The sequence below is a fragment of the Luteibacter sp. CQ10 genome (genome assembly GCF_040900725.1).
Taxonomy (GTDB): Bacteria; Pseudomonadota; Gammaproteobacteria; order Xanthomonadales; family Rhodanobacteraceae; genus Luteibacter.
In genome coordinates this window covers 1,977,248-2,003,973 of the sequence record NZ_JAEUYM010000001.1, presented here as the reverse complement: position 1 = coordinate 2,003,973, position 26,726 = coordinate 1,977,248, and the positions used below count along the sequence as shown (strand labels likewise).

Below are 26,726 nucleotides of genomic sequence, written 5' to 3'. Positions count from 1 at the left end.
TCGGCGCTCCCGACTGGCTCGTAAGCGCCTGAGTCGACAAAGTCGTCGGGCGGCCATTGTTCCTTGCCTTTGTCAGCCTATCTATTCGCGATCGGCGTCAGGGTAAAGGGTCAATGACACGATTTCAGACCCGAGTGACCATGTGAGCGGGGCCCGGCGTGCGCCAAGCGACGACGGTCGCTTGACTCTAGAGTTACATCCAGGGTCTAGACTTGGCCCCATGAATACGCCAGCCTCCCTCACCATCGGCCGCATCGCGCAGAGCGCGGGCGTGGCCATCGATACGATCCGGTTCTACGAGCGGGAAGGGCTGCTGCCCGAGCCGCGTCGGCGGCCGTCGGGTTACCGGGAATACGACCAGGGCACGGTGTCGCGCCTGCGGTTCATCCGGCGGGCCAAGGACCTGGGTTTCACACTCGACGAGATTCGCGAGTTGCTGGCCCTGTCGGCCGAGCGCCATGGCGGCGTCGAGGGCGTGCGGGAGCGCGCCGCGGCACGGTTGAAGGCGATCGATGAGCGCATCGCCGAGTTGCAGCGGGTGCGCGACGGCCTCTCCGAACTGATCGATGCCTGTCCGGGGCACGGCGCACCGGAAGACTGCCCGATCCTGAAGGCGCTGACGGAGCCACGTCCATGAGCCACGCCTGCTGCTCGCACGGTACGAACGCCGAGGCCGTGACCGCGGTCGATCCGGTGTGCGGCATGACCGTGGATCCGTCCAGGACGCCGCATCACGCCACGCACGATCACCACGACTATCACTTCTGCGGCGCCCGTTGCCGCGAGCGCTTCGTGGAGAATCCACAGACGTTCCTCGGACCGAAGGAACCCGACGCGCCGATGCCCGCGGGAACGATCTACACCTGCCCGATGCATCCCGAGGTACGCCAGGAAGGCCCGGGCTCGTGCCCGAAATGCGGCATGGCCCTGGAGCCCGCCATGCCTTCGCTGGACGACGACGATGGCGAGGTGCGTGCGCTCGGGCGTCGTCTCGGGACGCTGGCGGCCCTGACCTTGCCGGTCTTCGTCGTGGCGATGGGGCCGCATCTGTTCGGATGGATGTGGCCTTCGCCGTGGGATGCCGTCGCGTCGTGGGGCGAGGCCCTGCTCGCGACCGTCGTGGTCTTGTGGGGCGGCGCGCCGTTCTTCGCGCGCGGTTGGCGTTCGCTCAGGCCGTGGTCGCCGAACATGTACACGCTGATCGCGCTGGGTACGGGCGTGGCGTGGGTCTACAGCATGGTGGCCTTGCTGGCGCCCTCGTTGTTCCCGCCCGCGATGCGCGGCATGCACGGGCGCGTGGACGTGTATTTCGAATCCGCCGCCGTGATCGTCACGCTGGTGACGCTCGGCGACTTCCTCGAGCTGCGTGCGCGTCGCCGAACGGGCGAGGCGCTTCGCGGGCTGCTCGGCCTGGTACCGAAGACGGCGCGACGCATCGATGCCGACGGCAGCGAGCGTGACGTACCGATCGACCACCTGCGGGTCGGCGACACGGTGCGCGTGCGTCCTGGCGAAAACGTGCCCGTCGATGGCACGGTGCTCGACGGCGAGAGCCATGTGGACGAATCGATGCTCACCGGCGAGCCGATGCCCGTTGCCAAGCGTGCCCACGACCGCGTCACCGGTGGCACGCAGAACCGCCATGGCGCACTGACGATGCGCGTGGACCACGTCGGCGGCGACACGGTGCTCTCGCGCATCGTGACGATGGTCGCCGAGGCGCAGCGTTCGCGCGCGCCCTTGCAGCGTGTGGCCGATCGCGTGGCGGCCTGGTTCGTGCCGGGCGTGGTCGCCGCGGCGGTGCTGTCGTTCCTGGGCTGGTGGTGGCTCGGCCCCGAGCCCCGGCTGGCGCATGCGCTGGTCGCCGCCGTGTCGGTCCTCATCATCGCGTGCCCGTGTGCACTCGGCCTGGCCACGCCCATGTCGATCATGGTGGCGAGCGGGCGGGGCGCGAGGGCGGGCGTGCTGTTTCGCGATGCCGCCGCCATCGAGCGCTTGCGCGAGGTGGATACGCTGGTCTTCGACAAGACCGGCACCCTGACGGAGGGACGTCCGGTACTGAAGGATATCCGTGCCTTCGGACATGAGCGTGCGGAGGTGCTGGCGCTGGCGGCCGCCGTCGAACGGCCCAGCGAACACCCGCTGGCGGAAGCCATCGTCGCGTCGGCGAAAAGCGAAGGCGTGGCCATCCCGGACGTGTCCGGCTTCCAGGTCATGGTGGGGCGAGGCGTGAGCGGCCGGGTGGATGGCCATGACGTGGCGCTGGGCAACGCGCGGCTGATGGAAGGCGAGCGAGTCGAGACCGGCGCCGCGGACGGATTCGTCGACACCGAGCGGGCGACGGGCGCGACGGCGATGTATCTCGCGGTGGACGGCAGGCTCGCGGCGGTGTTCGTGCTGGCCGACGTGGTGAAGGCATCCGCGCCTCCCGCCCTGGCCGCGTTGCACGAGGCGGGACTTCGCCTGGTCATGCTGACCGGCGACAACGAAGCGACCGCGAAAGCGGTGGCCTCGTCGCTGCCCATCGACGAAGTGCATGCCGGTGCCTCGCCGGAAGACAAGGCCGACATCGTGCGTTCGTTGAAGGACCGCGGGCATCGCGTGGCGATGGCGGGCGACGGCGTGAACGACGCGCCCGCGCTGGCCGCGGCGGACATCGGCATCGGCATGGGCAACGGCAGCGACATCGCGATCGAGAGCGCGTCGGTCACCCTGCTCAAGGGCGACCTGGCCGGTATCGAGCGCGCCCGCGCGCTGTCGGAGGCGACGGTGCGGAACATCCGGCAGAACCTGTTCTTCGCGTTCGTCTACAACGCGGTGGGCGTGCCGTTGGCGGCGGGCGTGTTGTATCCGCTACTGGGCATCACGCTGTCGCCGATGGTGGCGGCGCTGGCGATGAGCCTGAGTTCGGTATCGGTGGTGGGGAATGCGCTGCGGTTGAGGTCGTCGCAGGCTTGATTCGCCGATGCGATCGGCTCCCACCCCTTCGGTAGGCTAGGTGTCGAAGCCTTGCTACCGAAGGGGTGGGAGCCGATCGCATCGGCGAATGGGAGTACCGCGACGCGGATCGTTACTTGACGTCGAACGACGGCGGTGCATCCGCCGCCTTGCCCGCCCAGCCCTTGTTCGGCGTATCGGACAGGTCGAATTCCAGCGTACCGCCCTTCAACGCGAACGACTCCGGCAACCACGAGCGATCGCTCGGCTTGCCGTCGACCTTGAGCGATTGCACGTACGGCCGACCCTGGCCGGCCTTCGGCGCGAGGATGGTCACGTCGCCGCCTTCGCGATGCACCACGGCCTTGGTGAACAAGGGGCTGCCGACCACCAGCTCCGCACGGCCCGGGATCGACGGGTACGCGCCCAGCGCCGCAAATACGTACCACGACGACATCTCGCCGAGGTCGTCGTTGCCGGGGATGCCGTTAGGCGCGTTCACCCAGAGCGTGTCGAGTACGCGCCGCACCAGTTCCTGCGTCTTCCACGGCTGGCCGGCGAAGTTGTAGAGCCACGGCGTGCCGATCGAGGGTTCGTTGTCGAGTTCGGCGTGCAGCGGGCCCGACTTGGTGACCGCGAAGGTGCCGTCGGGCTGGTAGAAGAAGGCGTCCAGGCGCTTGCGCGCCTTCTCCATGCCACCCATGGCCTCGAACAGGCCATGCACGTTGAACGGCACCATCCACACGTATTGCGCGGCACTGCCTTCGACGAAGCCGTCTTCGGTGGATGGCGTGAAGGCGTGCGGTTGTTCCTTGTCGTCGTCCTTCACCAGCGCCCAGCTGCCGTCGGCATTGCGGTTGCGGATGTAGCCACCCTCGGGCGTGGCCTTGGGATCGAACAGGTTGCGCCAGTACTGCGCGCGGGCGAGGAAACGCTGCGAGGTCGCCTTGTCGCCGAAGCGCTCGGCGAGCGCGCTAAGGCCGAATTCGGCGGTGACCAGTTCCAGCGTATCGGCCGCCGGGCCCCAGGCGGGCGCGCCCACGGGGATGTAATGCAGCTTCAGCCACTGGTCGAGCCCGGGGCGCTGGCCGACGCATTCCACTTCACAGCCCTCGTGCGAGGTGTCGAGCGCGGTCGGGTTGTCCGCCGCGTGCACGAGCGAGGCGAGAGCTCCCTTGGCGTCGAAATCACGGGCGCCGAAGGCATAGATCCCGGCGACGGCGGGCGCGGACGGATCGCCGTTCATCACGTGCGTCGCACCGGTGTTGTGCGTCCAGCGATCCCACACGCCGTTGTTCTGCTTGGCCTGGTTGAACAGGCTCTGCGCGATGTCGCTGCCGATCTTCGGTTCCAGCCACGAGACCAACTGGAGCTGCGAACGGTAGACGTCCCAGCCGGAGAAATTGGCGTACTGCGCCTTCTGCGTGCCTTCGACGCGATGCACCTTGCCGTCGAAGCCGGTGTACTGGCCATTGACGTCGCTGTACACGTTGGGCGTCATGAGCGAGTGGTAGAGCGCGGTGTAGAACACCGTGCGCTGGTCGTGCGTACCGCCCTCGATGTCGATCCGGGAAAGCTGGCGGTTCCATGCCGCCACGGCCTTGTCGCGCAGCGCGTCGAAGGTGGTGCCCTTCGGCGCCTCGGCATCGAGGTTGGCCTGCGCGTTGGCCTCGCTCACGTAGGAAATGCCGACCCGCAGGTTCACCTCTTTCGTGCCCTTGGCGAACGCTACCCACGCGCCGGAGCCCGTGCCTTTCTCCGGGAACCCCTTGGCGCCATAGCCGCTGCCGCCGGCACTGGACGTGCCGCCGCGCTTCACGTCGCCGTCTTTCCAGGTGCCGGTGCCGGCGAACGGCTGGTCGAATTCGATCACGTAGTGCAGCGTGTAGTAGCTGCGCTTGTCGGCATCGTTGATGTAGCCGCAGAAGTTGCCGCTGGTCACTTCGCCGCTCACGCGTTGCTGCGCGGCGTCGACGGTGACGGTGGCTTTCTCCGAACCCACTTCGGAATCCGAGGCGCGCACGAGCACGTTCGCCGGCTTGCCGGCGGGGAAGGCGAAGCGTGCGGCGCCGCTGTGCAGCGCCGCGGTGAGATCCACGGTGACGCCGTTGTCCAGCGTGACCTGGTAGTGGCCCGCGCGGGCCTTCTCGTTCGCATGCGAGAACTTCGACGCATAGGCGTGGCGGAAATCCGAACTCGGCGAGACGGTCACGTCATCCGTGATGGGCATGATCGGCACGTCACCCGACGCGCCCGCGCAGCCCCAGCCTTCGACGTTGGTGAGGCTGAAGCCGCGGATGCTGTCGGCGCGGTATTCGTAACCGCCGGCCGAGGCGATCGGCGACTTCTTGCCGGCGATCGGCGATTCCTCCGGGCTGAACTGCAGCATGCCGAACGGCACCACGGCACCGGGGAAGACGTCGCCGCCGTTGGTCGTGCCGATGAGCGGGTTGACCAGGCTGGCGGGGGCGTCGGTGGCACCGGCCAGGGCGGGGATCAGGGCGGCGGCGAGGGCGATCGGCTGGAAGGCGCGCAAGGGACGGTCTCCACGAAAAGACAGGATTTGTCTCGATTGAAATACCAGGGGCGCGGGATGTCCCGTGCCAAGGGTCACGGCTTTACCACTGAATGCCGTCGACAGGCTTCACGGGTTCCAGGCCATGGGCTTCGCCGAGGCCGTCGCGCAGGTCGATCTCGATGGCGCGGGTGAGGGTGGTGAGGGGCACGTCGTCCTCGAGATTCTCGAACGGGTTCTGCATGTCGTTGCCGATCTGCAGGAGCGCGAGGAAGAGGAAACCCGCCACGGTCGAGCCCAGCGGCGTGTACAGGCCCAGCGTTTCGACCAGGCCCAGGGGCAGCAACAGGCAGAAACCGTGGGTGAAGATGGCCGGATACGTCGCGTATTGCTGGGGCAGGGGCGTGTTCTTGATCCGCTCCATGCCACCCTGGGCGTTGGTGATGTCGCTCATCGTGCGCGCGAAGCTGGCGAGCAGGATGGGGTCGGGCCTTGCCGCGGCGAGGAGCGACGCCGTACGTGCGTGAATGGCGTTGGGGATGTTGGCGACGGCGCGAAGCCGTTCCATCTCGCTGGTTTCCAGGCGCCCCGCCAGCTCGTCCCATGGCGCCTGCCTGCGCAGGTGGAGGCGCAGGGCGTGCACGTAAGCGATCTGCCGGTGGGCCACGGCCGTGGCCACGTCCCGATCGGCGAGCAGGGTGGCCGCTTCGCGGGCCAGGGAGCGCGAGGCGTTGACCATCGCGCCCCACAGCGTGCGGGCTTCCCACCAGCGGGCATACGCGGTGGTATTGCGGAAACTCAGGTACACGGCCACGGCCGAGCCGAGCAGGGTGAGCGGCAGGGCCGGGAATTCCACCCATCCCGGATGCACGAAATACCATAGCGCCGTCACGGCGACGTCCCAGGCCAGCAGCCATACCAGCGGCCTGCCGACGTAGCGGAGGATGTGGCCGAGGTGGGCGCGGCCCGGGAGGATCATGCGTCGTGTTCGCGCTGGATGGCTTCGGACAGCGGGATGAAGCGGTCGCTGGCCTGGTCGAGCACGGAGACGTTGCCGTCGCCGATGTTGTAGACCCAGCCCTGCAAGGTGATGGCACCGTTCGCCCGCGCGGCGGACACGGCCGGATGCGTGCCGAGGTGGGCGAGTTGCAGGCGCACGTTCTCCTGCGTCACGGCTTCGAGCGCTTCGCGACCTTCGAGCTTGCGCGCGAACACGGCGCTCCGCGCCGCCTCCGCATTGCGCAGCCACGCGGTGACGGTGGGCAGGTCTTTCGTGCTTTCGGGGTTGAGCAGGCCTTTCATGGCGCCGCAGTCGGTATGGCCGCAGACCACCACGTTGCTTACGCGCAGCACGGCGACCGCGAATTCCACCACCGCGGATACGCCACCCAGCATCTCGCCGTAGCCGGGCACGATGTTGCCGACGTTGCGGCAGACGAAAAGCTCGCCGGGCCGCGTCTGGGTGATCATCTCGGGCACCACGCGGGAATCCGCGCAGGTGATGAACAGGGTATGCGGGCTCTGGCCTTCGGCCAGTTCGCTGAAGAGCTCCTGGCTTTCGGGAAAGACGTTCTGGCTGAAGCCTTCCACGCCCTTGAGCAGGCCGAGCAGGCTGTCGTTGCGGGTTTCCTGGGTCATGCGCTCACCTTGGAGGTCAGATGGCGCAGTTTAAGGCAAAGCTCAACGAGCCGTATGGGCCACTCCTACGGCGCAGGCTCGGTAGGAGCCGATTCATCGGCGAAAAGCCAACGGAGCGAAGACGCGGCGAGGCCCGATCGCCGATGAATCGGCTCCTACCAAGCGAAAGCCCCGCCGGTGAGGGCGGGGCCGGTGCCCGTCAGGCCTCGACGTCTTCCTTGTAGGCATCCACCGGAATGCACGCGCACATCACGTTCTTGTCGCCGTAGACGTTGTCCACGCGCGACACCGGCGGCCAGTATTTCGACAGCTTCAGCGACGGCAGCGGGAACGCGGCCAGTTCACGCGGGTAGGCGTGGGTCCACTCGCTGCCCGTCACCATGGTGGCGGTGTGCGGGGCATTGCGCAGCGGGTTGTCCTCGCGGTCGAGGCGGCCGTCTTCCACCGCGCGGATTTCCTCGCGGATCTGGATCATCGCGTCGATGAAGCGGTCGAGCTCGTGCCGCGACTCGCTCTCGGTGGGCTCCACCATCAGCGTACCGGCCACCGGGAACGACAGCGTGGGCGCGTGGAAACCGAAGTCGATGAGGCGCTTGGCCACGTCTTCGGCACCGACGCCCGTGGCGTCCTTGAGCGGGCGCAGGTCGAGGATGCACTCGTGCGCCACCAGGCCGTTGCGGCCCGTGTAGAGCGTCTTGTAGTGCGGCGCGAGGCGCTTGGCGATGTAGTTGGCGTTGAGCAGCGCCACCTGGGTGGCCTTGCGCAGGCCTTCGGTGCCCATCAGCGTGATGTACATCCACGAGATCGGCAGGATGGAGGCCGAGCCGAACGTGGCCGCGCTGACCATGCCCACGTCGCCTTCGCTGCCGAAGGCGCGCGGGAGGAACGGGGCGAGGTGCGACTTGACCGCGCACGGGCCCACGCCCGGACCGCCGCCGCCGTGCGGGATGCAGAAGGTCTTGTGCAGGTTGAGGTGGGAGACGTCCGAGCCCCACTTGCCGGGCTTGGCCACGCCCACCAGCGCGTTCATGTTGGCGCCGTCGGTGTACACCTGACCGCCGTGCTTGTGCACGATGTCGCAGATGGCGACCACGTCTTCCTCGAACACGCCGTGCGTGGAGGGGTAGGTGATCATGATGGCGGCGAGGCGGTCGGCATACTTCTCGGCCTTCTCGCGGATGTCGTCGATGTCGACGTTGCCGTTGGCGTCGCAGCGCGTGACCACCACCTGCATGCCCACCAGCTGCGCGGACGCCGGGTTGGTGCCGTGCGCGGATTCGGGGATGAGGCAGATGTCGCGATGGCCTTCGCCGCGCGAGCGGTGGTAGGCGCGGATGGCGAGCAGGCCGGCGTATTCGCCCTGCGCGCCCGAGTTGGGCTGCAGGCTCACGGCGTCGTAGCCGGTGCATTCCACCAGCATCGCCTCGAGTTCGTCGATGAGCTGCTTGTAGCCCCGCGCCTGGTCGGCCGGGGCCAGCGGATGGATGTTGGCGAATTCCGGCCACGTCACCGGGATCATCTCGGCGGTGGCGTTGAGCTTCATGGTGCACGAGCCCAGCGGGATCATCGTGCGGTCGAGCGCGAGGTCCTTGTCGGCGAGGCCGCGCAGGTAGCGCAACAGCTCGTGCTCGCTGTGGTGCGTGTTGAACACCGGATGCTGGAGGAAGTCCATGCCGCGCAGCAGCGCCTTCGGCAGGGCGTCGTGCGCTTCGGCGTCGATGGCGTCCACGTCGATGGCGGCGCCGAAGATGCCGGCCAGCGCGGCGAGATCGGCGCGGGTGGTGGTTTCGTCGAGGCTGATGCCGACGCTGGAGGCGTCGATCGCACGCAGGTTGACCCGGGCGGCCGCGGCCTTGCCGTGGATGGCCTTGGCATCGACGCCGGTGACGTGCAGCGTGTCGAAGAAGTCGCCGCCCACGGCGACGCCGGCGCGGCGCAGCGCGACGGTGAGGATGGTCGCCAGGCGATGCGTGCGGCGCGCGATGCGCACGAGGCCTTCCGGACCGTGGTACACGGCGTACATGCTCGCCATCACGGCCAGCAGCACCTGCGCGGTGCAGATGTTCGAGGTGGCCTTCTCGCGGCGGATGTGCTGTTCGCGGGTCTGCAGCGTGAGGCGGTAGGCCGGCTTGCCTTCCGCGTCGACGGACACGCCGATCAGGCGGCCCGGCATCGAGCGCTTGTACGCATCGCGACAGGCCATGTACGCCGCGTGCGGGCCGCCGAAGCCGAACGGCACGCCGAAGCGCTGCGTGTTGCCCACCACGATGTCGGCGCCCCAGCTGCCGGGCGACGCGATGAGGGTGAGGGCGAGCAGGTCGGTGGCCACGCAGACGATGGCGCCGCGGGCATGCGTCGCCTCGGCCACGGCGGTGTAGTCGTGGATGGTGCCGAAGGTGTCGGGGTATTGCAGCAGCACGCCGAAGCTGTCGACCGAGGAGGCCTCGGCGTCGTCGCCCACGTGCAGCTCGATGCCCAGGCCCTCGGCGCGCGTGCGCACCACTTCGAGGGTCTGCGGGTGCACGCCCTTGGACACGAAGAACACGTTCGACTTGGACTTGGCCGAACGCTTGGCCAGGGTCATCGCCTCGGCGGCCGCCGTGCCCTCGTCGAGCAGGGAGGCGTTGGAGATGTCCATGCCGGTGAGGTCGGCGACCATGGTCTGGAAATTGATCAGGGCTTCCATGCGCCCCTGGGAGATTTCCGCCTGGTAGGGCGTATAGGCCGTGTACCAGGCCGGGTTCTCCAGCACGTTGCGCAGGATGACGTTGGGCGTGAGCGTGCCGTAGTAACCCTGGCCGATGAAGCTGCGGAACACCTGGTTGCGATCGGCCAGCGCGCGGATCTTCGCCAGGGCCTCTTCCTCGGTGACCGCCGCGGGCAGGGCGAGCGGGGCAGGCGACTTGATGGCGCCGGGAACGATGGCGTCGGTCAGCGCGTCGAGCGTGCCGTGGCCGACCACGGCGAGCATGTCGGCGATCTCGGCATCGTTGGGGCCGATGTGGCGCTCGATGAAAGCACCGTGGTTCTCGAGGTCGCGCAGCGAGGGAGAGGAGGTCTGGCTCATGGCGTTGGGGGCATCCGTAGATACGTGCCGTGCCGGCACGTGGGGCGCCCCTCTGTCCTTTTGCCTGAGAGTTTGGGGGTGGGTACCCCTTGCACCTTCGGCGCCGGATCGAACCGGTCTCTCCAGAGTGATGTCTCGCGCGGTGGTATGGGAGCCTGAGCGATTACGGGCGTTGCGCCTTCGGCAGCGGGTCCGTCCGCTTCTCCCACCGTGCGGTGAAGGCGGTGATTATACAAAGGTCGCCGGGCGGTAGGGGGAACCGCCGCACCGGCACAGGCCGGTGCGGCGGTGAGCGCGGCTCCGGGCGTCCCTTACCAGGGGTCGGTGCCGTCCTTGCTGGTGAAGGTGCCCGTCGGGCCGCCGTCGAGGCGGGCCAGGCGGACGATTTCCTGCGCGCCCTCGGCCAGGGTCTGGTGGCCGCTGTGGCCGTTGAGATCGGTCGCGGTGTAGCCCGGGTTCACGGCATGCACGAGGATGCCCTTGTCCTTCAGCTCCGCGGCGAGGATCACGGTGAAGAGGTTGAGCGCCGCCTTCGACCCGTTGTAGCCGAGCAGCTTCACCGCGGCGTATTCCCAGGTGGGATCGGCATTGAGCGCGATCGAGCCCAGGCCGCTGGAGACGTTGATGATGCGTCCGGCCGTCGACTTCTCCAGCAGGGGAAGGAAGGCCTGGGTCACCGCCACGCTGCCGAAGAAATTCGTGTCGAAGATGCGCCGCACGGCGGCGAGGTCGGCCGTGCCCGCCGGGCCGTCGGCCGGATCGACGATCGCGGCGTTGTTGACCAGCACGTCGAGGCGTCCCTCCTGCGCGGTGACGTCCGCGGCGGCGGCCGCGATGGAGGACGGATCGTCCAGGTCGATGCGGACGACCCGCACGTTCACGCCCTCGGCGCGCAGCGTGTCCGCCGCCGCTTTCGCGCGGCCGGCGTCGCGGGCGCCGAGGAGCACGCGATGCCCGGCCTTGCCCAGCTGCCTGGCGGCTTCCAGTCCGATGCCCTTGTTGGCGCCGGTGATGAGGGTGATGCGATCTTGCGTCGTCATGGCGGGTTCCTCGTTGGATAGGTGGCGGGTTGCCCCCAAGAGTAGGTGGGAACCCCTGCCGAGCTTTTACATTCGCATATGCCCGTCGTACCCACGGAAGCCCTCAAGCCAAGGAAAACGCCGCGCCAGGCCCGCTCGGCGGCCACGGTCGCCGCCATTTTCGAGGCGACCATTCAGGTTTTGCTGGTCGACGGTTATGCGGGCCTCACCACCACCCGGGTGGCCGCCCGCGCGGGCGTGTCCGTCGGCACCATGTACCAGTACTTCCCGCACCGGAACGCCCTGCTTTATGCCGTGCTGGAGGCCTATCTGGAAGACGTCATCGCGGTCCTGCACGCCGCGGCCTCGCGACTGCGCGATGCGCCGCTGGCGGAGATCGCCGAGGGCCTGGCCGCGGCCTATCTGGAGGCGAAAGTCGATGGCATGCCGGGCACCCGCGCGCTGTACGTGGTGGCGGCCGAACTGGAAACGGCCGCCCTCGTCACCGACATCGTCTGTCGCGCGGAACGGATTCTCGCCGATCTCCTGCGCGGCGTTCCCGACGCCCGCTTCGACGATCCCGACAGGATCGCCCGTGCCTGGCGCATCCTGCTGACCGGCGCCGTCCAGGTCGTGCTCGAGAAGGACGCGTCCACGGAAAACGTCGAGCTACTGCGCAGGGAACTGCCGGCCGTATGCCGCGCCTACCTGCTGGCGTCATCCGTCAGACCCGGAAGCTCTCCCGCATGAGCGCCATATAGGTCTCTTCGGAGGTCTGTCGGCGCGCCTCGACCAGTGGGCGGATGTCCTCGGTGGCGAGGTAGCGCAGGCGATCGGTGCCGTCGGTCACGGCGTCGAAGATCACCTTGGCCACGTCCTGCGAGGTGGCGAGGCGCTTGCTCCGCAGGCCATCGAATACCTTCAGGGTGGCCGTGGCGAAGGCTTCGTAATCCGCCGGTACGTTCATCCGCCCGGCCTCGCTGGCCGAGCGGCTGCCGAATCCGGTATCGAGCACGCCGCCGGGTTCGACGATCTTCACGGTGATGCCCTGCGAGGCCAGTTCGTACGACAGGGACTCGGAGAACCCCTCCAGGGCGAACTTGCTGGCCGTGTAGAGCGGGATCATGGGCAGGGCGAACACCCCCGCGCCCGAGCTGACATTCGCGATCGTGCCCGACCGGCGCGCACGGAAGTGGGGCAGGATGGCGCGGACGACGTCCATCACGCCGAACACGTTGACGTCGAACTGCTCCTGGATCTTCTCCCGGGGCGTGGCCTCGAACAGGCCGAAGAGGCCGAAGCCGGCATTGTTGACCACCGCATCGATGGCGCCGAACCGTTCGATGCCCTCGGCGATGGCTTGCTCGATGCTGGGAAGATCCTGCACGTCGAGGCGGTTGACGAGGACGCCGGGCAGGGCGGCCAGCGCGTCGCCGGATGCCGGGTGGCGCATCGTGGCGACGACGTTCCAGCCATGGGCGGCGAAATGCTCGGCGGTGGCCTTGCCGAAACCGGTGGAGGTGCCTGTGATGAGGACGGTCTGGGGCATGGGGATGTCTCCGTGGTGGATGCGGAGAAAACTAGTTGCGACCGGGTGGCCGAACAATCAGGCTAATGCGGGATGAATCGATGCAGGGTTTCGCACAATGCACAAGGCTGGCCTCGTTGAGTTGCAGGCGGTCCTCGCCGTCGCCACGCATCACAGCTTTCGTCGCGCGGCCGTCGCCGTGGGCATGTCGCCCTCGGCGCTGAGCCATGCCGTGGCGATGCTGGAACGACGCATGGGCGTGCGGTTGTTCCATCGCACGACGCGCAGCGTTTCGTTGTCCGAGGCCGGTGAGCAATTCGTCGCGCGCGTTCGTCCGGCCCTGGGCGAGATCGCCGCCGCCATGGACGACGCCAACGCGTTCCGCGAAACGCCGACGGGCACGTTGCGGATCAACACGTCCGAGGGCGCGGCGATGCTGCTGGCAGATGCGATCCTCTTCGAATACGTGCGTCGTTACCCGGAGATGCGCCTCGACGTCGTCACCGAGGGACGCTTCGTCGACATCGTCGCGGAGGGTTTCGACGCGGGCATCCGCGCCACGGACCAGGTGCCCCAGGACATGGTCGCCGTGCGCTGCACGGGACGGCTGCGTTTCCTCGTCGTCGGTTCGCCCGGGTACTTCAAGGGCAGGCGCAAGCCCAGGGTGCCCGAAGACCTGCGGCGCCACACCTGCATCCGCAGCCGCCTGCCGAGCGGTAAGTGGTATCCGTGGGACTTCGAGAAGCGTGGCGAGGAGCGGCGCATCGACGTCGACGGCCCCCTGGGCTTCGACAGCGATCACCTCATGCTCGCGGCCGCGCTCGACGGCATGGGCCTGATCTGGACCGTGGAGGCGCGTGTGGCGCCCTACATCGAGAAAGGCCTGCTGACACCCGTGCTCGAGGACTGGTGTCCGTACTTCGACGGGCTGAGCGTCTATTACCCCGCGCATCGGCACATGTCGGCCGGATTGCGCGCGTTCCTCGATCTGGTGCGGGAACGCAGGCCCTCCTGAGGCGCAGGCCACGGGCTTCGAAGGGCGCGTTTCGCCTACGCGAACGGCGCCTTCCGTCCGTGAGACGGCACGTAGCCGGCGGTATCGTTGGGTTGCCTGCCCGCGTCGGATGACGCTTCGGTTTCCTGTCGGCGGATGGATGCGGCCAGGGTAAGGGAAGGCGGGCGCCGCAGGCGGGCCGGACTAGGTCAAAGGATGGTTGAGGCGGCCTAACGTATTGAAAGCAGGGCGCCTCGCTCGTGGCCGGGGCGTCGGCAGCCGCGGACGCTTCGTTTCGGCTTGAGCCATTCGCTTATCGACAAAGCGATTCGGCTGGCTAGTGTTGAGAGCGGACACAACAAGGAGACGTTATGAAGTCCGCATTCCCCCATCGACGTTCGCTGACATCCGTCATCGGCACCATCCTCTTGCTGGGCCTTGCCCCAATCACTTCAGCCTCCGCGGCCGAAACCGTCGATCCTCCGCTCATCGTCTTCGGCACGCACGAGGGCCATGTTCATGAGCGGGTCGACGTGCCGCGACAGGCCGCCTTGCGAAAGAGCACGCTTTCCGCCGCCGAACTTGCCGGACGTGGCGCCATGGCCGTTGTCGCCGCCGGGGAACTGGACCGCCTCGGCGACGAACGCGGCCGCCTATGGGAATGGTTCCAAGCGGGCATACCGGTATTCGTATGCATGGATGGGGCCGACAGGCATCGGGTGGCTCGATTCTTCGGGATCGCTCCGAACGGAGGCGATACTGTCTTCATTCGCGAGCCCAACGGCGACATCGACATGCTGGGTCTGGTTTCGGACGAGGCGCACCCGGACGCGCACCGGCTTCGTGCGCTATTGGACGGGCTGGCCGACTTCCAGGCCCAGGCCGATGCCCAGGGCGCCGAGCTGCGGCTCACGTCGGCCGGCGAATCGGCACCGATACCGATGTTGCGCATCCACGAAGGCGTGATCGATACCGGCACCGACGAGATTACCGGCCGCCTGTCGATCGACGTCATCCGCAGCGCGACACGCACCGGCGACGACAAGGAAATCCACGTGCATACGTGGCCTTCGGTGAACCTCCCGGGGGCGGGCATCTTCGAGGGGCACAAGGAGGGCGTGAACCTGACGGCGGCTTACCTGCCGTGGACCTTCCGCGTGAGCCACCAGGTAACCGCGGCGAACGCGCCGGTGACGCTGGTGGACTATCTTCCGCTCAGCGACGGTCGCACGGAGTTCGATTACGCCCAGACCCATGAAAGGACCATCGGTATCGGAGGCACGTCGGGCGATTCGCTCTCGGTCGACGGCAAGCCGGATTCCCTCCTCGCCGCGAAGATTCCCTTCAATCTGTCGTTCAATTATTCCTACACGAGCCGGGAAGAACTTCGTTTCCGCTTCAACGACTACTCCCTCTCGGCACATCCGACCGACAGGGGAACACGCATGCTCTGGGAAGCGCCGATCGCCCCGGCATTGAAGCATTCGCTCGTCGAACGCGTGTATGCCGACGGCGTGGATCTCACCGAGAAACGCATGACGCCCATGATGCGAAACGCCACGATGGCGACCTGGTCGGGCTGGAAACTCGCGGGCGATTACGAAGGCATGGCCAACGTGCGCATCGACCTGGGATACGACCGCAACGAGAAGACCTGGTGGTGGGAGGGTTCGGACTGGAAACATGACGACCGGACGATCACGCTGTCGAAGACGGTGTCCTATGACCTGGATCTTTCCCATCCGTTTCTCTCCAGCGAAATCACCGTGCTGCTGCGTTCCAACGAAGGCGTGGGCGGATGCATCGCCCAGGACGGCGGGACGGTGAGGCTGGCATCGTGCGATCCCACGAACCGCGCCCAGATGTGGGGATTCGACAGCGAGGGGCGTTACGTCAATCGAGCCGACGGTCGATGCCTGCAGGCCGATCTCGATCGTCGCGTGCTGGTGACGGCGCGTTGTTCGCTGTCCAACGACCAGGTCTGGGAATGGCGGGCGGACCGGATCCATAGCGGGTATGGCGATCGTTATCACCGGCTGTACGTGGAAAACGGCAACCTGCGCTTCTTCGCGCCGGCCGGCCGCTTCGACGCCACGCCGGTCAATCCCCATGCTTCGGCGCTGAAGCCATGGTCCGGATACCCGAACGCGCCGTTGGCGGGCGAACTCGTGCCGGCGCCTTTCGGCACGCAAGCGGGAACCGTTCCCGCCGAGTGGATGGGGCGTTACCGTCCCGTCGGGGCGGAGCAGCGATGGACGCCGATCGTGTTGCGCGCCGGCCTACAGGTTGCGACACCGAAACCGGGCGCTCCTGGACCTCGTCCAGGAGCGCCATTAAAGTGATGCGGCATACGGAGGGGATGTCATGAAGATGTGCTGGATGGTTGCGTCGATGCTGCTTGCCGTCAGCACCGTGGCATCGGGCGAGGAGGTGCCCGCGTGGACATCGCGGGTGGACGCCATCGTCGACACGATCGCGAAGGATGGTCCGGGTGCGACCGTGGCGGTCTCGCAGGGTGGTCGCATCGTGTACGCCCAGGCGCGCGGCCTGGCGAGCATGGAACTGGGCGTTCCCATGGAAACCGGGAGCGTCCTGCGGATCGGTTCGCTGACCAAGACGATCACCGCCGCGTCGATCCTGCGCCTTCAGGCGCAGGGCCGCATCGACCTCGACGCCAGGTTATCCACCTGGCTTCACGGATTTCCCCATGCGAAGGACATCACGGTACGCGAACTGTTGACGCATACCTCCGGTGTGAGTGACGGCTGGGATGTGCCGTTGACCGACGTGCTCGATACGCCTGGCCTGGTTCGGCATATCGGTTCGGTTCCACTCGATTTCGCTCCCGGCACGGATTGGCGATACAGTAATTCGGGCTACATGCTCCTCGGCGCCCTTCTCGAAAAGATCACGGGCAAGCCGTGGTACCAGGCGGAGAACGACCTCGTGCTGGCGCCGCTCGGCCTGACGCATACGGGATTCCACGACGACGCGGCCATCGTTCCGCGCATGGCGTCGGGTTACTCGGTCGACGCGGCGGGGAAGGTCGTCCGCCCGGTGGCCTATTCCATCTCGGGACCGGGAGCGGCCGGTGGAATGACGTCGACGGCATCGGACATCGCGATGCTGCTGCACGGGATGGCCACCGGTAACGTGCCGGGAAGGCAGGCCTTCCAGGCCATGTCCACGCCCGCACGCATCGGCGACGTGGACTTGCCTTACGGCATGGGTATGGTGCCGGGGACCTTGCGCGGCACGGCGGTCGTCGAGCACTCCGGAGGCATCGAGGGATATTCCGCTCACTACGTCTACCTGCCCGGCGAAGACATCGCCGTGGCCGTGCTGGAAAACTCCGACGCGCCCACGTGGCTGGCGCGTTCGCTGGCGCATCGCATCGCGGCAACGGTCATGGGGCGTCCCTATCGTTTCTTCGCCGCCAAGGCGTGGAGTGCATCGAGCCTCGGCGCGGTGGCTGGCACCTACGCGATCAAGGATGGTGGATGCCATGCCGTGGTCGTCAAGAACGGATCGGCCTGGATCCGCCGCGATGACGGTCCGCAACGAAAGCTGGATGCCGCGTCGGACGATGTACTGGTGTATGCGGGAGACGGTATCGATTATCTCCGTCCAGAACGCGACCGATCAGGAGCCGTTACCGGGCTGGAGTTCCACGCCGACGGTGCGGATACGGGGCGTGTCGAGCGGCGTGTCGCCGCGTGTAAAGGCCCGTGATCCATCGGTCGCAAGTGCGCGACCGGCCATCGTCGAGGCTGGCGCGCGCGTTACGACGATCCGCATTCCTCGCGGGGCGTTTACGCCGAGATCTTTCGGCGACGGGTGGCAAATGCTGCACCCGGCAGGGCGCCCGCAAGGCAAAGCGGCGCGGCGAGGTCGCCGAGTCCCCAGGCCTTGGCGATGTGCATGCCGAAGAGCTTTTCCAGACCGAGGGGTATCAGCACCACCAGCCCGAACGTAGCGAGAATGCCGAAAAACGCGCCGGCGCGTAGGGCGGCCAGGTTGGGCGAGAAACGGGCAGTCATCCGTAAGTACCTCGTTGGGGTCGATCCCATGTTACGCCTGAATTCAGTGCGTGCGGCGGCTACTTCCGGCCGGTGATATCTTCGGCGGTCTGACGGATACATTCAAGCATGAATGCCTCCATCGACATGCCTTTAGGAACGGCCAGCCCGGATGCGTGGATGAATCCGTTGGCTGCGCCAAGAAAGGCCTGTTTCGCGCGTGCGGAATCCATGCGCGCCGCCGCCTGTTTCTGCCGTAGTTGCACGATATGCGCCGACGGCTGGCCGGGGCGTGAGAACTTCGCGTACCGCCGAAGCTCGTCAGCTGTCGTCGCGGTAGCGCGTGCGGCTTGTTGCATGGCGTCCCGGGCCGTGATGGCGGCGGCAAGTAGAGGGATCGCCGTCGACGGGAGTTCAGTAATGAGCCGAAAATTCACGCGATCGCCTTGGGGGGGGATTCGGGATCCAGGATGATGTCACGACGGCACCCGATGCAGGCCGCTCATCCGTAAAGCCAGCGTACGACATGGAAGAAGATCGGTGCAGCGAAGACGACGGAATCGAGTCGATCGAGCGCGCCGCCATGACCTTCGATCATCGTACCCCAATCCTTGGCACCGAGACTGCGCTTGACGGCGGACAAGGCTAGCCCTCCGAAGAAGCCGCAGGCGACGATCAACGCAGAAATGGCCAGTGCGCGTCCAAACGAAAAAGGCGTCATCGCGTAAAGTGCCGCACCCACCAGCGTCGCCCCCAGACCGCCGCCAACGAGTCCTTCGACCGTCTTCGACGGACTGACCCGTGGGGCCAGGAGGTGCTTGCCCCAGAGCTTGCCGCAAACATATTGGAGGACGTCGCTGAGCTGTACGACCAAGAGCAGATACAGCAAGAGGACGAAACCGTGTTCTCCGAGCGTTGGTCCCTGCAGCATCAACAGCGCGGGGACGTGGCTCAGACAGTACACCGTGAGCATCAGTCCCCATTGTATCTTCGCGCATCGTTCCAGAAAGTGTTCCGTGTCGCCCGCCAGCGCCGCGAGGACCGGGAGTAGGAGAAAACCATAGACTGGAAGCATGATGGCAAACATACCGTACCACTGCATGCCGATGAGGATGTATTGAAGCGGCAGCGCGACGTAGAAGCAGGCGACGAGGGGCCAGTAATCGCCCCGCCTCGTAGGAGTGAGCGTGACGAACTCGCGCAGTGCGAATGCTGACAGCAGCGAATAAAGCACGAGGGTAGCTCCGCTTCCCAACGCCATGCAGGCACACATAACGCCTACCATGACCCACCAGGCACGTATGCGCTGGTTCAGGTTCCGCAGGATCAACGACGGGCCTTGAGGGCCCGCCCTGCAGCTGAGTGCCCAGGCTACGAGCGACGCAATGAGCAGCAGCCCGAAGATTCCGGCCATGACCCACGCCAATTTAGGGATGTCGCTCATGCCCATCCCTCCGTGCCGGCCAGGGACACGACGGCGGCATGCGCACGCGTGAGGAATGCCTCCTTGGATTCATCCGACGAAAGTGAGGTCGGCTTGCCGAAGTTCACCGTGCATTGGATAGGAAGGGGAAGGACACAGCCCTTCGGAAGACTCCGGTGTAGCGTATCCAGGTAGACGGGCACCAGGACGACGTCGGGATGCCTTCGGGCGAGCCGGTACAGCCCCGACTTGAACGGTCCGGGCAGGCGTGATCGCCCACGCGTTCCCTCCGGAAACATGATGATGGAATCGCCTAGGGATAGCGCGTCGCCGATGGGAGCAAGCGGATCCTTTTCCAGATCGTCGCGCTTGCGGTCGACGTAGATGGCACGCAGGACATGGTCGGCGATATAGGATCGGAGGCCACCCGTTTTCCAATAATCGGCTGCCGCCACCGGCCGTACGGATCGTCTCCGCGAGTGCGGGAAAGCCGACCAGATGGCCAGCGTGTCCAGGTGGCTCGTATGGTTGGCGAAATATATGCATGGCCGGTCGATTTTCTGGAGCTCTTCGGTCCAGCTGGGCTGTGCTCCGACCAATCCACGCGTCAGTGCCACGAGAAGTGCATCGATCATGATTGATGTCCGTACGCGGCAAGTGTGCGACAGAGTCGAACCAATCGCCTGGCGACGGTGAATGATGTTCCGGCTAAAACGACGAGGATCGTCAGTTGCGCGGCGTAGATCGTGCCGTGGACCGATGCCTCCAGGGCGGTGGCGACGCTTCCCATGGTGACCACCGCCATGCGTTGGGGTTTGGCGAGCGGCCCGGAAAAATCCTGGCCGTTGCCGAGGCTGGCCCCGAGTGCGCGTACGTACGCCGTCATGACGGCGGCCATGGCTGCTATCCATCCCGCCCAGGGAATCAGGGCCGCATAGCCGAACGCGACAAGAAACAGCATGTCGGCGAATCGATCGGGCGCTTCGTTGAAGACCGCGCCGGACGGTGTGTGCATACCGCCTTCGATGGCGACCATACCGTCGATGAGGTTGCAGACGAGCCTGAGCTGTGCACACGCTGCGCCGAACAGCCATGCCCACGCCGAAGGCGTCAGCCATGCCCAGGTCATGGCGCCCATGGCAGCAAAGAAGACGCTGGCGGTCGAAACCTGGTTGGGTGTGATGCCCGATCGCCCGATCGCCCGGGCGAGTGCCTTAGCCCAGCTCGAACGACGCGATGCGATGGGCCGACGATCATCCTCTGACATGCGCATCTTCCTTGGCTTACTGCTGTCCTGAATGGACCGGTGTAGGGAGGGGCGCATCCTGCCCCGCCATTTCGGCAACCGGTAACTCGGTTAACCTGTCAAAAAACAAAGCCCCGCATCGCTGCGAGGCTTTGTCTTATAATTGGTGCCCAAGAGAGGACTCGAACCTCCACGGTTTTACCCGCTAGTACCTGAAACTAGTGCGTCTACCAATTCCGCCACCTGGGCAGGTGTCCCGGTAGCAGACTTGTCTGCCCCGTGAGCCGCGTAGATTAGGCAGGTCGGGTAAGCTTGTCAACGATTTTTCACCACGGCCGCCCAAAATGGGGACGGCCCCCTGCAAGGTCCCTACGTGACGAAGAGAAAGAAAGGTTCCGGTGGCGATAAAGGCCCCCGTAAAGCCAAGGCTACGCGCCCGGGCAAGGCGCTGGCCAAATTCCGCGACCGGCTGCCGCCGCCGGCCGTGAACGATCCGCACGCCGAGCGCGAGGCGCAGCGCTACGACCAACCCATTCCCAGCCGCGAGGCCATCCTCGCGCTGCTCGAGCAGCGCGGCGAACTGGTGTCCGCGGAGGACATCGCCCGCGCCCTGCGACTGTTCACCGATTACGAGATCAACGCGCTGGGCAAGCGCCTCGCGGCGATGATCCGCGACGGCCAGCTCCTGCGTAACCGTCGGGGCGGCTATGCGCCCGCCCAGAAGCTCAGCCTCATCCCCGGCCGCGTGATCGCCAATGCCGAGGGTTACGGTTTCCTCCGGCCCGACGAGGGCGGGGATGACCTCTACCTCTCGCCTTCGCAGATGCGCAGCGTGCTGCACGGCGACCGCGTGCTCGCCAGCGTGGTCGGCATCGATCGCCGCGGCCGCCGCCAAGGTGCGATCGTCGAGGTGCTGGAGCGCCGCTCGCCGCGCCTGGTGGGGCGCATCGTGGTGGAGAACGGGGTCACCCTCGTCGAACCGGACGACCGCCGCCTGCACCAGAACATCATGATTCCCGCCGGCCGCGACGCGGGCGCCCGTTCGGGCGAGATCGTGGTGGCCGAGATCACCGATCCGCCGACGCCGCATCGCGGTCCGATGGGTACCATCCGCGCCGTGCTCGGCCAGCGCCTGCAACCGTCGCTGGTGGTGGAAATGGCCATCGCCAGCCACGACCTGCCGCATGAATGGCCGGCCCAGGTGGTGCGCCAGGCCGAGGAGGTGGAACCGAAGGTCACCGCCGCCGAGCGCAAGGGCCGGGTCGACCTGCGTGACCTGCCGCTGGTGACCATCGACGGCGAGGATGCGCGCGACTTCGACGACGCCGTATATGCCGAGCCGCTGAAGGGCGGCGGGTTCCGTCTCATCGTGGCCATCGCCGATGTCTCGCACTACGTGCCCATCGGCACGCCGCTCGACACCGAGGCCTACGAGCGCAGCACGTCGACGTACTTCCCCGGCTTCGTGGTGCCCATGCTGCCGGAAACGCTGTCCAACGGCATCTGCTCGCTCAATCCGCGCGTGGATCGCCTGTGCATGGTCTGCGACATGGAAGTGGACGAGCAGGGCGACGTGCAGCACGCGAAGTTCTACGACGCGGTGATGTACTCGCACGCACGCCTGACCTACACCAAGGTCTGGCAGGCGGTGGGCGAGCGCGACGCCGAAGTGCGCCGGGAGATCGCCGACGTGCTGCCCCAGGTGGAAAACCTGCATCGCCTCTACAAGGCCATGGCGAAAGCGCGCAAGCGTCGCGGGGCCATCGATTTCGAGACGCCCGAAGTGAAATTCCGCCTTGCGCCGTCGGGCGACGTGGTGTCGATGGGTGCCTCCGAGCGCAACGACGCGCACAAGCTCATCGAGGAATGCATGATCGCGGCCAACGTGCAGGCTGCGAAATTCCTCTCCCGGCGCAGGATCCCCGCGCTGTACCGCGTGCATGCGCCGCCGCCGGCGGAGAAGTACGAAGACCTGCTCCAGTTCCTGCGCGAGTTCAAGCTGAAGCTGCCCCCGGCCGACGAGGTGACGCCGGCGGATTTCTCGGCGCTGCTGAAGAAGGTGCAGGATCGTCCCGAAGCGGAGTTGATCCAGTCGGTGCTGCTGCGGTCGCAGAGCATGGCCGTGTACCACCCGGAGAACCAGGGCCACTTCGGCCTGGCGCTGGATGCGTACGCGCATTTCACCTCGCCGATCCGCCGCTATCCCGATCTGCTGGTGCATCGCGCGATCCGTTATGCGATCACCAAGGGCAAGCCGTCGGACTACGTGTACAGCGAGGCGCAGATGGCCGCGATGGCCGTGCATTGCTCGCAGCGCGAGCGCCGCGCGGAAGAAGCCGAACGCGACGTCGACGAACGCTTCAAGTGCGCGTGGATGGAAAAGCACGTGGGCGAGGAGTTCGCCGGCACCATCACGGGCGTCACTTCTTTCGGCTTGTTCGTGGAGCTAGCGGCATCGCGGGTGTCCGGCCTCGTCCACGTATCGCAACTGCCCAACGACTACTACAAGTTCGATCCCACCCGTCACCTGCTGGCGGGCGAGCGCACCGGCGCGAGCTACCGCCTGGGCGATTACGTGAGCGTGCAGGTGCTGCGCGCGAGCCTGGAAGATCGCAAGATCGATTTCCGTTTGGTGGCGCGCCTGCAGTCGTTGCCCAAGCCTGCGCCCGCGCCGGTGGCGAAGGAATACGTGCCGGGCAACGCCATGGCCGAAGCGGGCAAGGCGTTCGGCCGTGCGGTGAAGAAAATGGCGCAGAGGCTCGGCGGCACGCGCAAGCCGAAAGCCGGGGTTGCTCCGCCCGCGACGGTTGGCGATGATGCGCGGCCTTCCGCCGAGCGGGTCGAGGTCGTGCCGTCGCGCCGGTCGCGTTCGGGCGCCGACGTGCCGGCACGCAAGCCCGCCGCGGTCTCGAAGGTGCCGGCCGGGAAGGTTGCCGCGAAGAACGGCGCGGCAGCCCGGCCAGCCGACAAGGCAACGGCCAGACAGGCGATCGGCAGGGAAGCGGTGGCGAAGAAAGCCGTCGCCAAGAAAGCCGTCGCGAAGAAAACCGCGGTGAAGAAAACCGTCGCGAAAAAGGCCTCCGAAACGAAGGCTCCGGCGACGAAGTCGGCATCGCGCAAACCCAGGAGCAAGTCGTAAGTCATGAGCGAGACGTGGATCGTCGGCATCAATCCGGTGGAAGGCGCCCTCGCCAACGACCCGGAGCGAGTCCGTGAAGTACTCATCGAGCAGAACTCGAAGAACGCGCGTGTGAACGACATCGCCGCGCAGGCGCGTAAGCGCGGTATCCAGGTGAAGTCGGTAGGCAAGGACAACCTCGAGCGCATCGGTGGCGAACCGCGTCACCAGGGCGTGATCGCCCGCTACGAGACGCCGCCGCTCAAGGACGAGCGCGATCTGGAAGGGCTGCTCGAAGCCGCCGGTTCCGATGCGCTGGTGCTGGTGCTCGATGGCGTCACCGATCCGCACAACCTCGGTGCCTGCCTGCGCAGCGCCGCGGCGGCGAAGGTGACGGCGGTGATCGTGCCCAAGGATCGCGCGGTGGGCATCACGCCCACCGTGCGTCGCGCCTCGGCGGGAGGCGCGGATCTCGTGCCGATGCTGGCCGTGACCAACCTGGCGCGCGCCCTTCGCGCGTTGAAGGATGCGGGCGTGTGGATCACCGGCCTGGCGGGCGATACCGAGCAGTCTCTCTACGACGTCGACCTGAAGGGGCCGGTGGCCCTGGTGCTGGGCAGCGAAGGCGACGGCATGCGCCACCTCACGCGCGAGACCTGCGATTTCGTGGCGAAGATCCCGATGCCGGGCAACATGGAGAGCCTCAACGTGTCCGTGGCGACCGGCGTGGTGTTGTTCGAGGCCTTGCGGCAACGAGGAGCCAAGCGATGAACAACCTGTTCTGGCATGACTGGGCCGGCCTGATCGGCGTGGCGCTGGTGTTGGTGGCGTTTTTCCTGCTTCAGGCGCACAAGCTGTCGGGGCAGGGCTATCCCTACCAGGTGATGAACCTGGTGGGCGCCTTCGGCATCCTGCTGTCGCTGATCTTCGGCATGTTCAATCTCTCGGCCTTCCTGCAGGAGCTGGCGTGGTTCCTGATCAGCGTGTATGGGATCGTGCGCGGGGTGCGGGCGAGGCGGGCGGCGGAAATCGTGCCCTGAGGCAACCGTGTTTCGCCGATGCGATCGGCTCCTACCCCTTCGGCAGGGAGCTTCCTACCGAAGGGGTGGGAGCCGATCGCATCGGCGAAAACCCGACGAAGCGGTAAGGCGGTTACACCCGGGTCAGGTGGCCCCGCTAAGATGGTGACGGGTTGGCGCAATGCCACCCGCCCATGGGGACGGCCCCATGGCGCACGTCATTCGCGGGGACGACCCCGCTCCTGACGGAAACGAACCATGTATTGGCTCATTCTCTTCGTGGCCGGCCTGTTCGAGGTCGCCTGGGCCGTTGGCCTGAAATACACCGAGGGGTTTACCCGGCTCGTGCCGAGCGTGCTCACAGGCGCCGCGATGGTGATCAGCATCGTGCTGCTCGCCATGGCGACGAAAAAACTGCCGCTGGGTACCGCGTATGCGGTGTGGACGGGTATCGGCGCGGTCGGTGCGGTGACGCTGGGCATCGCGCTGTTTGGCGAGTCCGCGCAGCCGTTGCGGCTGGTGTGCGTCGGCCTGATCGTGGCCGGTACCGTCGGCCTGAAGCTTACGGCCACCTGAGTTGCCAAGCCCTGCGTGGTAGGAGCCGCTTCAGCGGCGATCACGCGTAGCTACGTAGCGGACGCTGATCGCCGCTGAAGCGGCTCCTACCGGGCGAAGGCGTGCGATCGCGTACGCCCTACTTGTTGAAATCCGGATTGGCCGTCTCGTCACGCTTCATGCGCGGCGCCACGAGCGGTTCGCCGTGCACGACGAACCACACGTTTTCCGCGATGTTGGTGGCATGGTCGCCGATGCGCTCGATGTTCTTCGCCATGAACAGCAGGTGGGTGCACGGCGTGATGTTGCGCGGGTCTTCCATCATGTAGGTGAGGAGGGCGCGGAACACCACCGTATACGCCTCGTCCAGCTCGGCGTCGGACTTCCACACCTCGTAGGCCGCCTCGGCGTCCTGGTCGTGATACGCCTTGAGCACATGGCGAAGCTGCTCGGCGGCCAGTTCGGCGAGGTTGGCCAGGCCGCCGGCGGCGGCGATCGGCGCGACGCGGCTGAGCGGGATGGAACGCTTGGCCACGTTGGCGGCGTAATCGCCGATGCGCTCGATGTCGGCGGCGATGCGCAGGGCGGCGAAGACGTTGCGCAGGTCGCCGGCGATGGGCGCGCGCAGGGCCAGCAGGCGCACCACGTCCTGGCTGATGTCGTGTTCGAGCGCGTCGAGGGCGTCGTCGTTGTCGACCACGCGCTGGGCGGCGCGCTCGTCGCGGCGCTGCACCACGTCGATCGCGGCTTCGAGCTGGGCCACGGCCAGCTCGCCCATCCTCACGATCTCGCCGGTCAGGCGCTTGAGCTCGTCGTCGTAGCTCTTGATGATGTGCTGGTGCGGAGTGTTCATCGCATGCCTCGCAAAGAAGGGGGCTTAGCCGAAACGGCCGGTGATGTAGTCTTCGGTCTGCTTCTTGTCCGGCTTCGTGAAGATTTTTTCGGTCTTGTCGAACTCGATCAGCTCGCCCATGTACATGAAGGCGGTCATGTCGGAGCAACGCGCCGCCTGCTGCATGTTGTGCGTGACGATGACGATCGTGAAGTCTTTCTTGAGTTCTTCCACGAGCTGCTCGATGCGGCTGGTGGCGATGGGATCGAGCGCGGAGGTGGGTTCGTCGAGCAGCAGCACCTCGGGCTTGAGCGCGATGCCGCGGGCGATGCACAGGCGCTGCTGCTGGCCGCCGGAGAGGCCGAGCGCGCTCTGCTTGAGCTTGTCCTTCACCTCGTCCCACAGCGCCGCGCCGCGCAGGGCCTGTTCGACGCGATCTTCCATCTGCGAGCGGTTGAGCTTTTCGTGGTGGCGGATGCCGTAGGCCACGTTCTCGAAGATGGTCATCGGGAACGGCACGGGCTTCTGGAACACCATGCCTACCTTGCTGCGCAGGCGGTTGAGCGAGTACTTCGGATCGAGGATGTTCTCGCCGTCGAGCACGATCTCGCCCTCGGCGCGCAGGCCGGGGTAGATGGCGTAGATGCGGTTGAAGATGCGCAGCAGCGTGGACTTGCCGCAGCCCGACGGTCCGATGATGGCGGTGACCTTCTTCTCCGGCACGTCAAGCGCGATGTGCTTCAGCGCATGGAACTCGCCGTAGTAGAAGTTCAGGTCGCGCACGGTCATCTTCGCGGGAACCTGGCCGAGGTCGGC

At 66.5% G+C, this 26,726-nt stretch carries 23 protein-coding genes, 1 tRNA gene and 1 riboswitch; of the genes, 10 read left to right on the top strand and 14 right to left on the bottom strand.

The window, feature by feature from the left end; all coding sequences use genetic code 11:
• Nucleotides 1-220 precede the first annotated feature (220 nt).
• Nucleotides 221-637: a heavy metal-responsive transcriptional regulator gene (locus JNG39_RS08860; protein ID WP_368310776.1), complete on the top strand. Its 417-nt coding sequence runs from the start codon at nucleotides 221-223 to the stop codon at nucleotides 635-637.
• Complete coding sequence (locus JNG39_RS08855) at nucleotides 634-2,958, top strand: heavy metal translocating P-type ATPase (protein ID WP_368310775.1); 2,325 nt, start codon at nucleotides 634-636, stop codon at nucleotides 2,956-2,958. Before JNG39_RS08860 ends, JNG39_RS08855 begins: the two co-directional genes overlap by 4 nt.
• Nucleotides 2,959-3,070: 112 nt before the next feature.
• On the opposite strand, the gene JNG39_RS08850 is transcribed toward JNG39_RS08855, so the two are convergent.
• The 5 genes from JNG39_RS08850 to JNG39_RS08830 form a co-directional block, all read right to left on the bottom strand.
• Complete coding sequence (locus JNG39_RS08850; RefSeq protein WP_368310773.1) at nucleotides 3,071-5,473, bottom strand: GH92 family glycosyl hydrolase; 2,403 nt, start codon at nucleotides 5,471-5,473, stop codon at nucleotides 3,071-3,073.
• 82 nt (nucleotides 5,474-5,555) lie between these two features.
• Entirely contained in the window at nucleotides 5,556-6,431 is an 876-nt protein-coding gene (locus JNG39_RS08845) for a bestrophin family protein (protein WP_368310772.1), read from the bottom strand.
• A complete protein-coding gene (locus JNG39_RS08840) occupies nucleotides 6,428-7,090 on the bottom strand; it encodes a carbonic anhydrase (RefSeq protein ID WP_247367255.1) in 663 nt (220 codons plus the stop codon). Before JNG39_RS08840 ends, JNG39_RS08845 begins: the two co-directional genes overlap by 4 nt.
• Nucleotides 7,091-7,289: 199 nt before the next feature.
• Nucleotides 7,290-10,157, bottom strand: coding sequence for an aminomethyl-transferring glycine dehydrogenase (gene gcvP / locus JNG39_RS08835; RefSeq protein ID WP_368310771.1), 2,868 nt, complete (start codon nucleotides 10,155-10,157; stop codon nucleotides 7,290-7,292).
• Nucleotides 10,158-10,199: 42 nt separating this feature from the next.
• Nucleotides 10,200-10,293: riboswitch (glycine riboswitch) on the bottom strand.
• Nucleotides 10,294-10,468: 175 nt separating this feature from the next.
• A complete protein-coding gene (locus JNG39_RS08830; protein ID WP_368310770.1) occupies nucleotides 10,469-11,197 on the bottom strand; it encodes an SDR family oxidoreductase in 729 nt (242 codons plus the stop codon).
• A 78-nt stretch (nucleotides 11,198-11,275) separates the two neighbouring features.
• On the opposite strand from JNG39_RS08830, the gene JNG39_RS08825 reads away from it, so the two are divergent.
• Entirely contained in the window at nucleotides 11,276-11,926 is a 651-nt protein-coding gene (locus tag JNG39_RS08825) for a TetR/AcrR family transcriptional regulator (RefSeq protein ID WP_368310769.1), read from the top strand.
• On the opposite strand, the gene JNG39_RS08820 is transcribed toward JNG39_RS08825, so the two are convergent.
• Nucleotides 11,901-12,725: an SDR family oxidoreductase gene (locus tag JNG39_RS08820; RefSeq protein ID WP_368310768.1), complete on the bottom strand. Its 825-nt coding sequence runs from the start codon at nucleotides 12,723-12,725 to the stop codon at nucleotides 11,901-11,903. The two genes, JNG39_RS08825 and JNG39_RS08820, sit on opposite strands and share 26 nt — an antisense overlap.
• Before the next feature lie 97 nt (nucleotides 12,726-12,822).
• On the opposite strand from JNG39_RS08820, the gene JNG39_RS08815 reads away from it, so the two are divergent.
• From JNG39_RS08815 to JNG39_RS08805, 3 genes are all read left to right on the top strand, one after another.
• Complete coding sequence (locus JNG39_RS08815; protein ID WP_368310767.1) at nucleotides 12,823-13,719, top strand: LysR family transcriptional regulator; 897 nt, start codon at nucleotides 12,823-12,825, stop codon at nucleotides 13,717-13,719.
• A gap of 350 nt (nucleotides 13,720-14,069) precedes the next feature.
• A complete protein-coding gene (locus JNG39_RS08810; protein ID WP_368310766.1) occupies nucleotides 14,070-16,040 on the top strand; it encodes a ricin-type beta-trefoil lectin domain protein in 1,971 nt (656 codons plus the stop codon).
• Nucleotides 16,041-16,062: 22 nt separating this feature from the next.
• Nucleotides 16,063-17,430, top strand: coding sequence for a serine hydrolase domain-containing protein (locus tag JNG39_RS08805; RefSeq protein WP_368310765.1), 1,368 nt, complete (start codon nucleotides 16,063-16,065; stop codon nucleotides 17,428-17,430).
• An 80-nt stretch (nucleotides 17,431-17,510) separates the two neighbouring features.
• Here JNG39_RS08805 and JNG39_RS08800 read toward each other — a convergent pair whose 3' ends face one another.
• The 6 genes from JNG39_RS08800 to JNG39_RS08775 all read right to left on the bottom strand — a co-directional run bounded on the left by JNG39_RS08800 (nucleotide 17,511) and on the right by JNG39_RS08775 (nucleotide 20,635).
• Nucleotides 17,511-17,738: a hypothetical protein gene (locus tag JNG39_RS08800; protein WP_368310764.1), complete on the bottom strand. Its 228-nt coding sequence runs from the start codon at nucleotides 17,736-17,738 to the stop codon at nucleotides 17,511-17,513.
• 59 nt (nucleotides 17,739-17,797) lie between these two features.
• Nucleotides 17,798-18,154 (bottom strand): hypothetical protein, encoded by a 357-nt coding sequence (locus JNG39_RS08795; RefSeq protein WP_368310763.1) that lies wholly within the window; start codon nucleotides 18,152-18,154, stop codon nucleotides 17,798-17,800.
• A gap of 65 nt (nucleotides 18,155-18,219) precedes the next feature.
• Entirely contained in the window at nucleotides 18,220-19,161 is a 942-nt protein-coding gene (locus tag JNG39_RS08790) for a phosphatidate cytidylyltransferase (RefSeq protein WP_368310762.1), read from the bottom strand.
• Nucleotides 19,158-19,775 (bottom strand): lysophospholipid acyltransferase family protein, encoded by a 618-nt coding sequence (locus JNG39_RS08785; RefSeq protein ID WP_368310761.1) that lies wholly within the window; start codon nucleotides 19,773-19,775, stop codon nucleotides 19,158-19,160. Before JNG39_RS08785 ends, JNG39_RS08790 begins: the two co-directional genes overlap by 4 nt.
• Nucleotides 19,772-20,407, bottom strand: a complete 636-nt coding sequence (locus tag JNG39_RS08780) for a CDP-alcohol phosphatidyltransferase family protein (RefSeq protein WP_368310760.1) — start codon at nucleotides 20,405-20,407, stop codon at nucleotides 19,772-19,774. Before JNG39_RS08780 ends, JNG39_RS08785 begins: the two co-directional genes overlap by 4 nt.
• Nucleotides 20,408-20,550: 143 nt before the next feature.
• Nucleotides 20,551-20,635: transfer RNA gene (locus tag JNG39_RS08775), tRNA-Leu, on the bottom strand.
• A gap of 199 nt (nucleotides 20,636-20,834) precedes the next feature.
• Between JNG39_RS08775 and rnr the strand changes: the two genes are divergently transcribed.
• From rnr to sugE, 4 genes are all read left to right on the top strand, one after another.
• The gene (gene rnr / locus JNG39_RS08770; RefSeq protein ID WP_368310828.1) at nucleotides 20,835-23,525 is read left to right on the top strand and encodes a ribonuclease R; all 2,691 of its coding nucleotides are present in this window, start codon (nucleotides 20,835-20,837) and stop codon (nucleotides 23,523-23,525) included.
• Nucleotides 23,526-23,528: 3 nt separating this feature from the next.
• Nucleotides 23,529-24,275: a 23S rRNA (guanosine(2251)-2'-O)-methyltransferase RlmB gene (gene rlmB, locus JNG39_RS08765; RefSeq protein WP_247367224.1), complete on the top strand. Its 747-nt coding sequence runs from the start codon at nucleotides 23,529-23,531 to the stop codon at nucleotides 24,273-24,275.
• Entirely contained in the window at nucleotides 24,272-24,544 is a 273-nt protein-coding gene (locus tag JNG39_RS08760) for a hypothetical protein (RefSeq protein WP_368310759.1), read from the top strand. The genes rlmB and JNG39_RS08760 overlap by 4 nt, the downstream gene beginning before the upstream one ends.
• Nucleotides 24,545-24,781: 237 nt before the next feature.
• Complete coding sequence (sugE, locus tag JNG39_RS08755) at nucleotides 24,782-25,099, top strand: quaternary ammonium compound efflux SMR transporter SugE (RefSeq protein ID WP_368310758.1); 318 nt, start codon at nucleotides 24,782-24,784, stop codon at nucleotides 25,097-25,099.
• Between the two features lie 118 nt (nucleotides 25,100-25,217).
• On the opposite strand, the gene phoU is transcribed toward sugE, so the two are convergent.
• Entirely contained in the window at nucleotides 25,218-25,931 is a 714-nt protein-coding gene (phoU, locus tag JNG39_RS08750) for a phosphate signaling complex protein PhoU (RefSeq protein ID WP_368310757.1), read from the bottom strand.
• A 24-nt stretch (nucleotides 25,932-25,955) separates the two neighbouring features.
• Entirely contained in the window at nucleotides 25,956-26,699 is a 744-nt protein-coding gene (gene pstB, locus JNG39_RS08745; protein ID WP_368310827.1) for a phosphate ABC transporter ATP-binding protein PstB, read from the bottom strand.
• Nucleotides 26,700-26,726 lie beyond the last annotated feature (27 nt).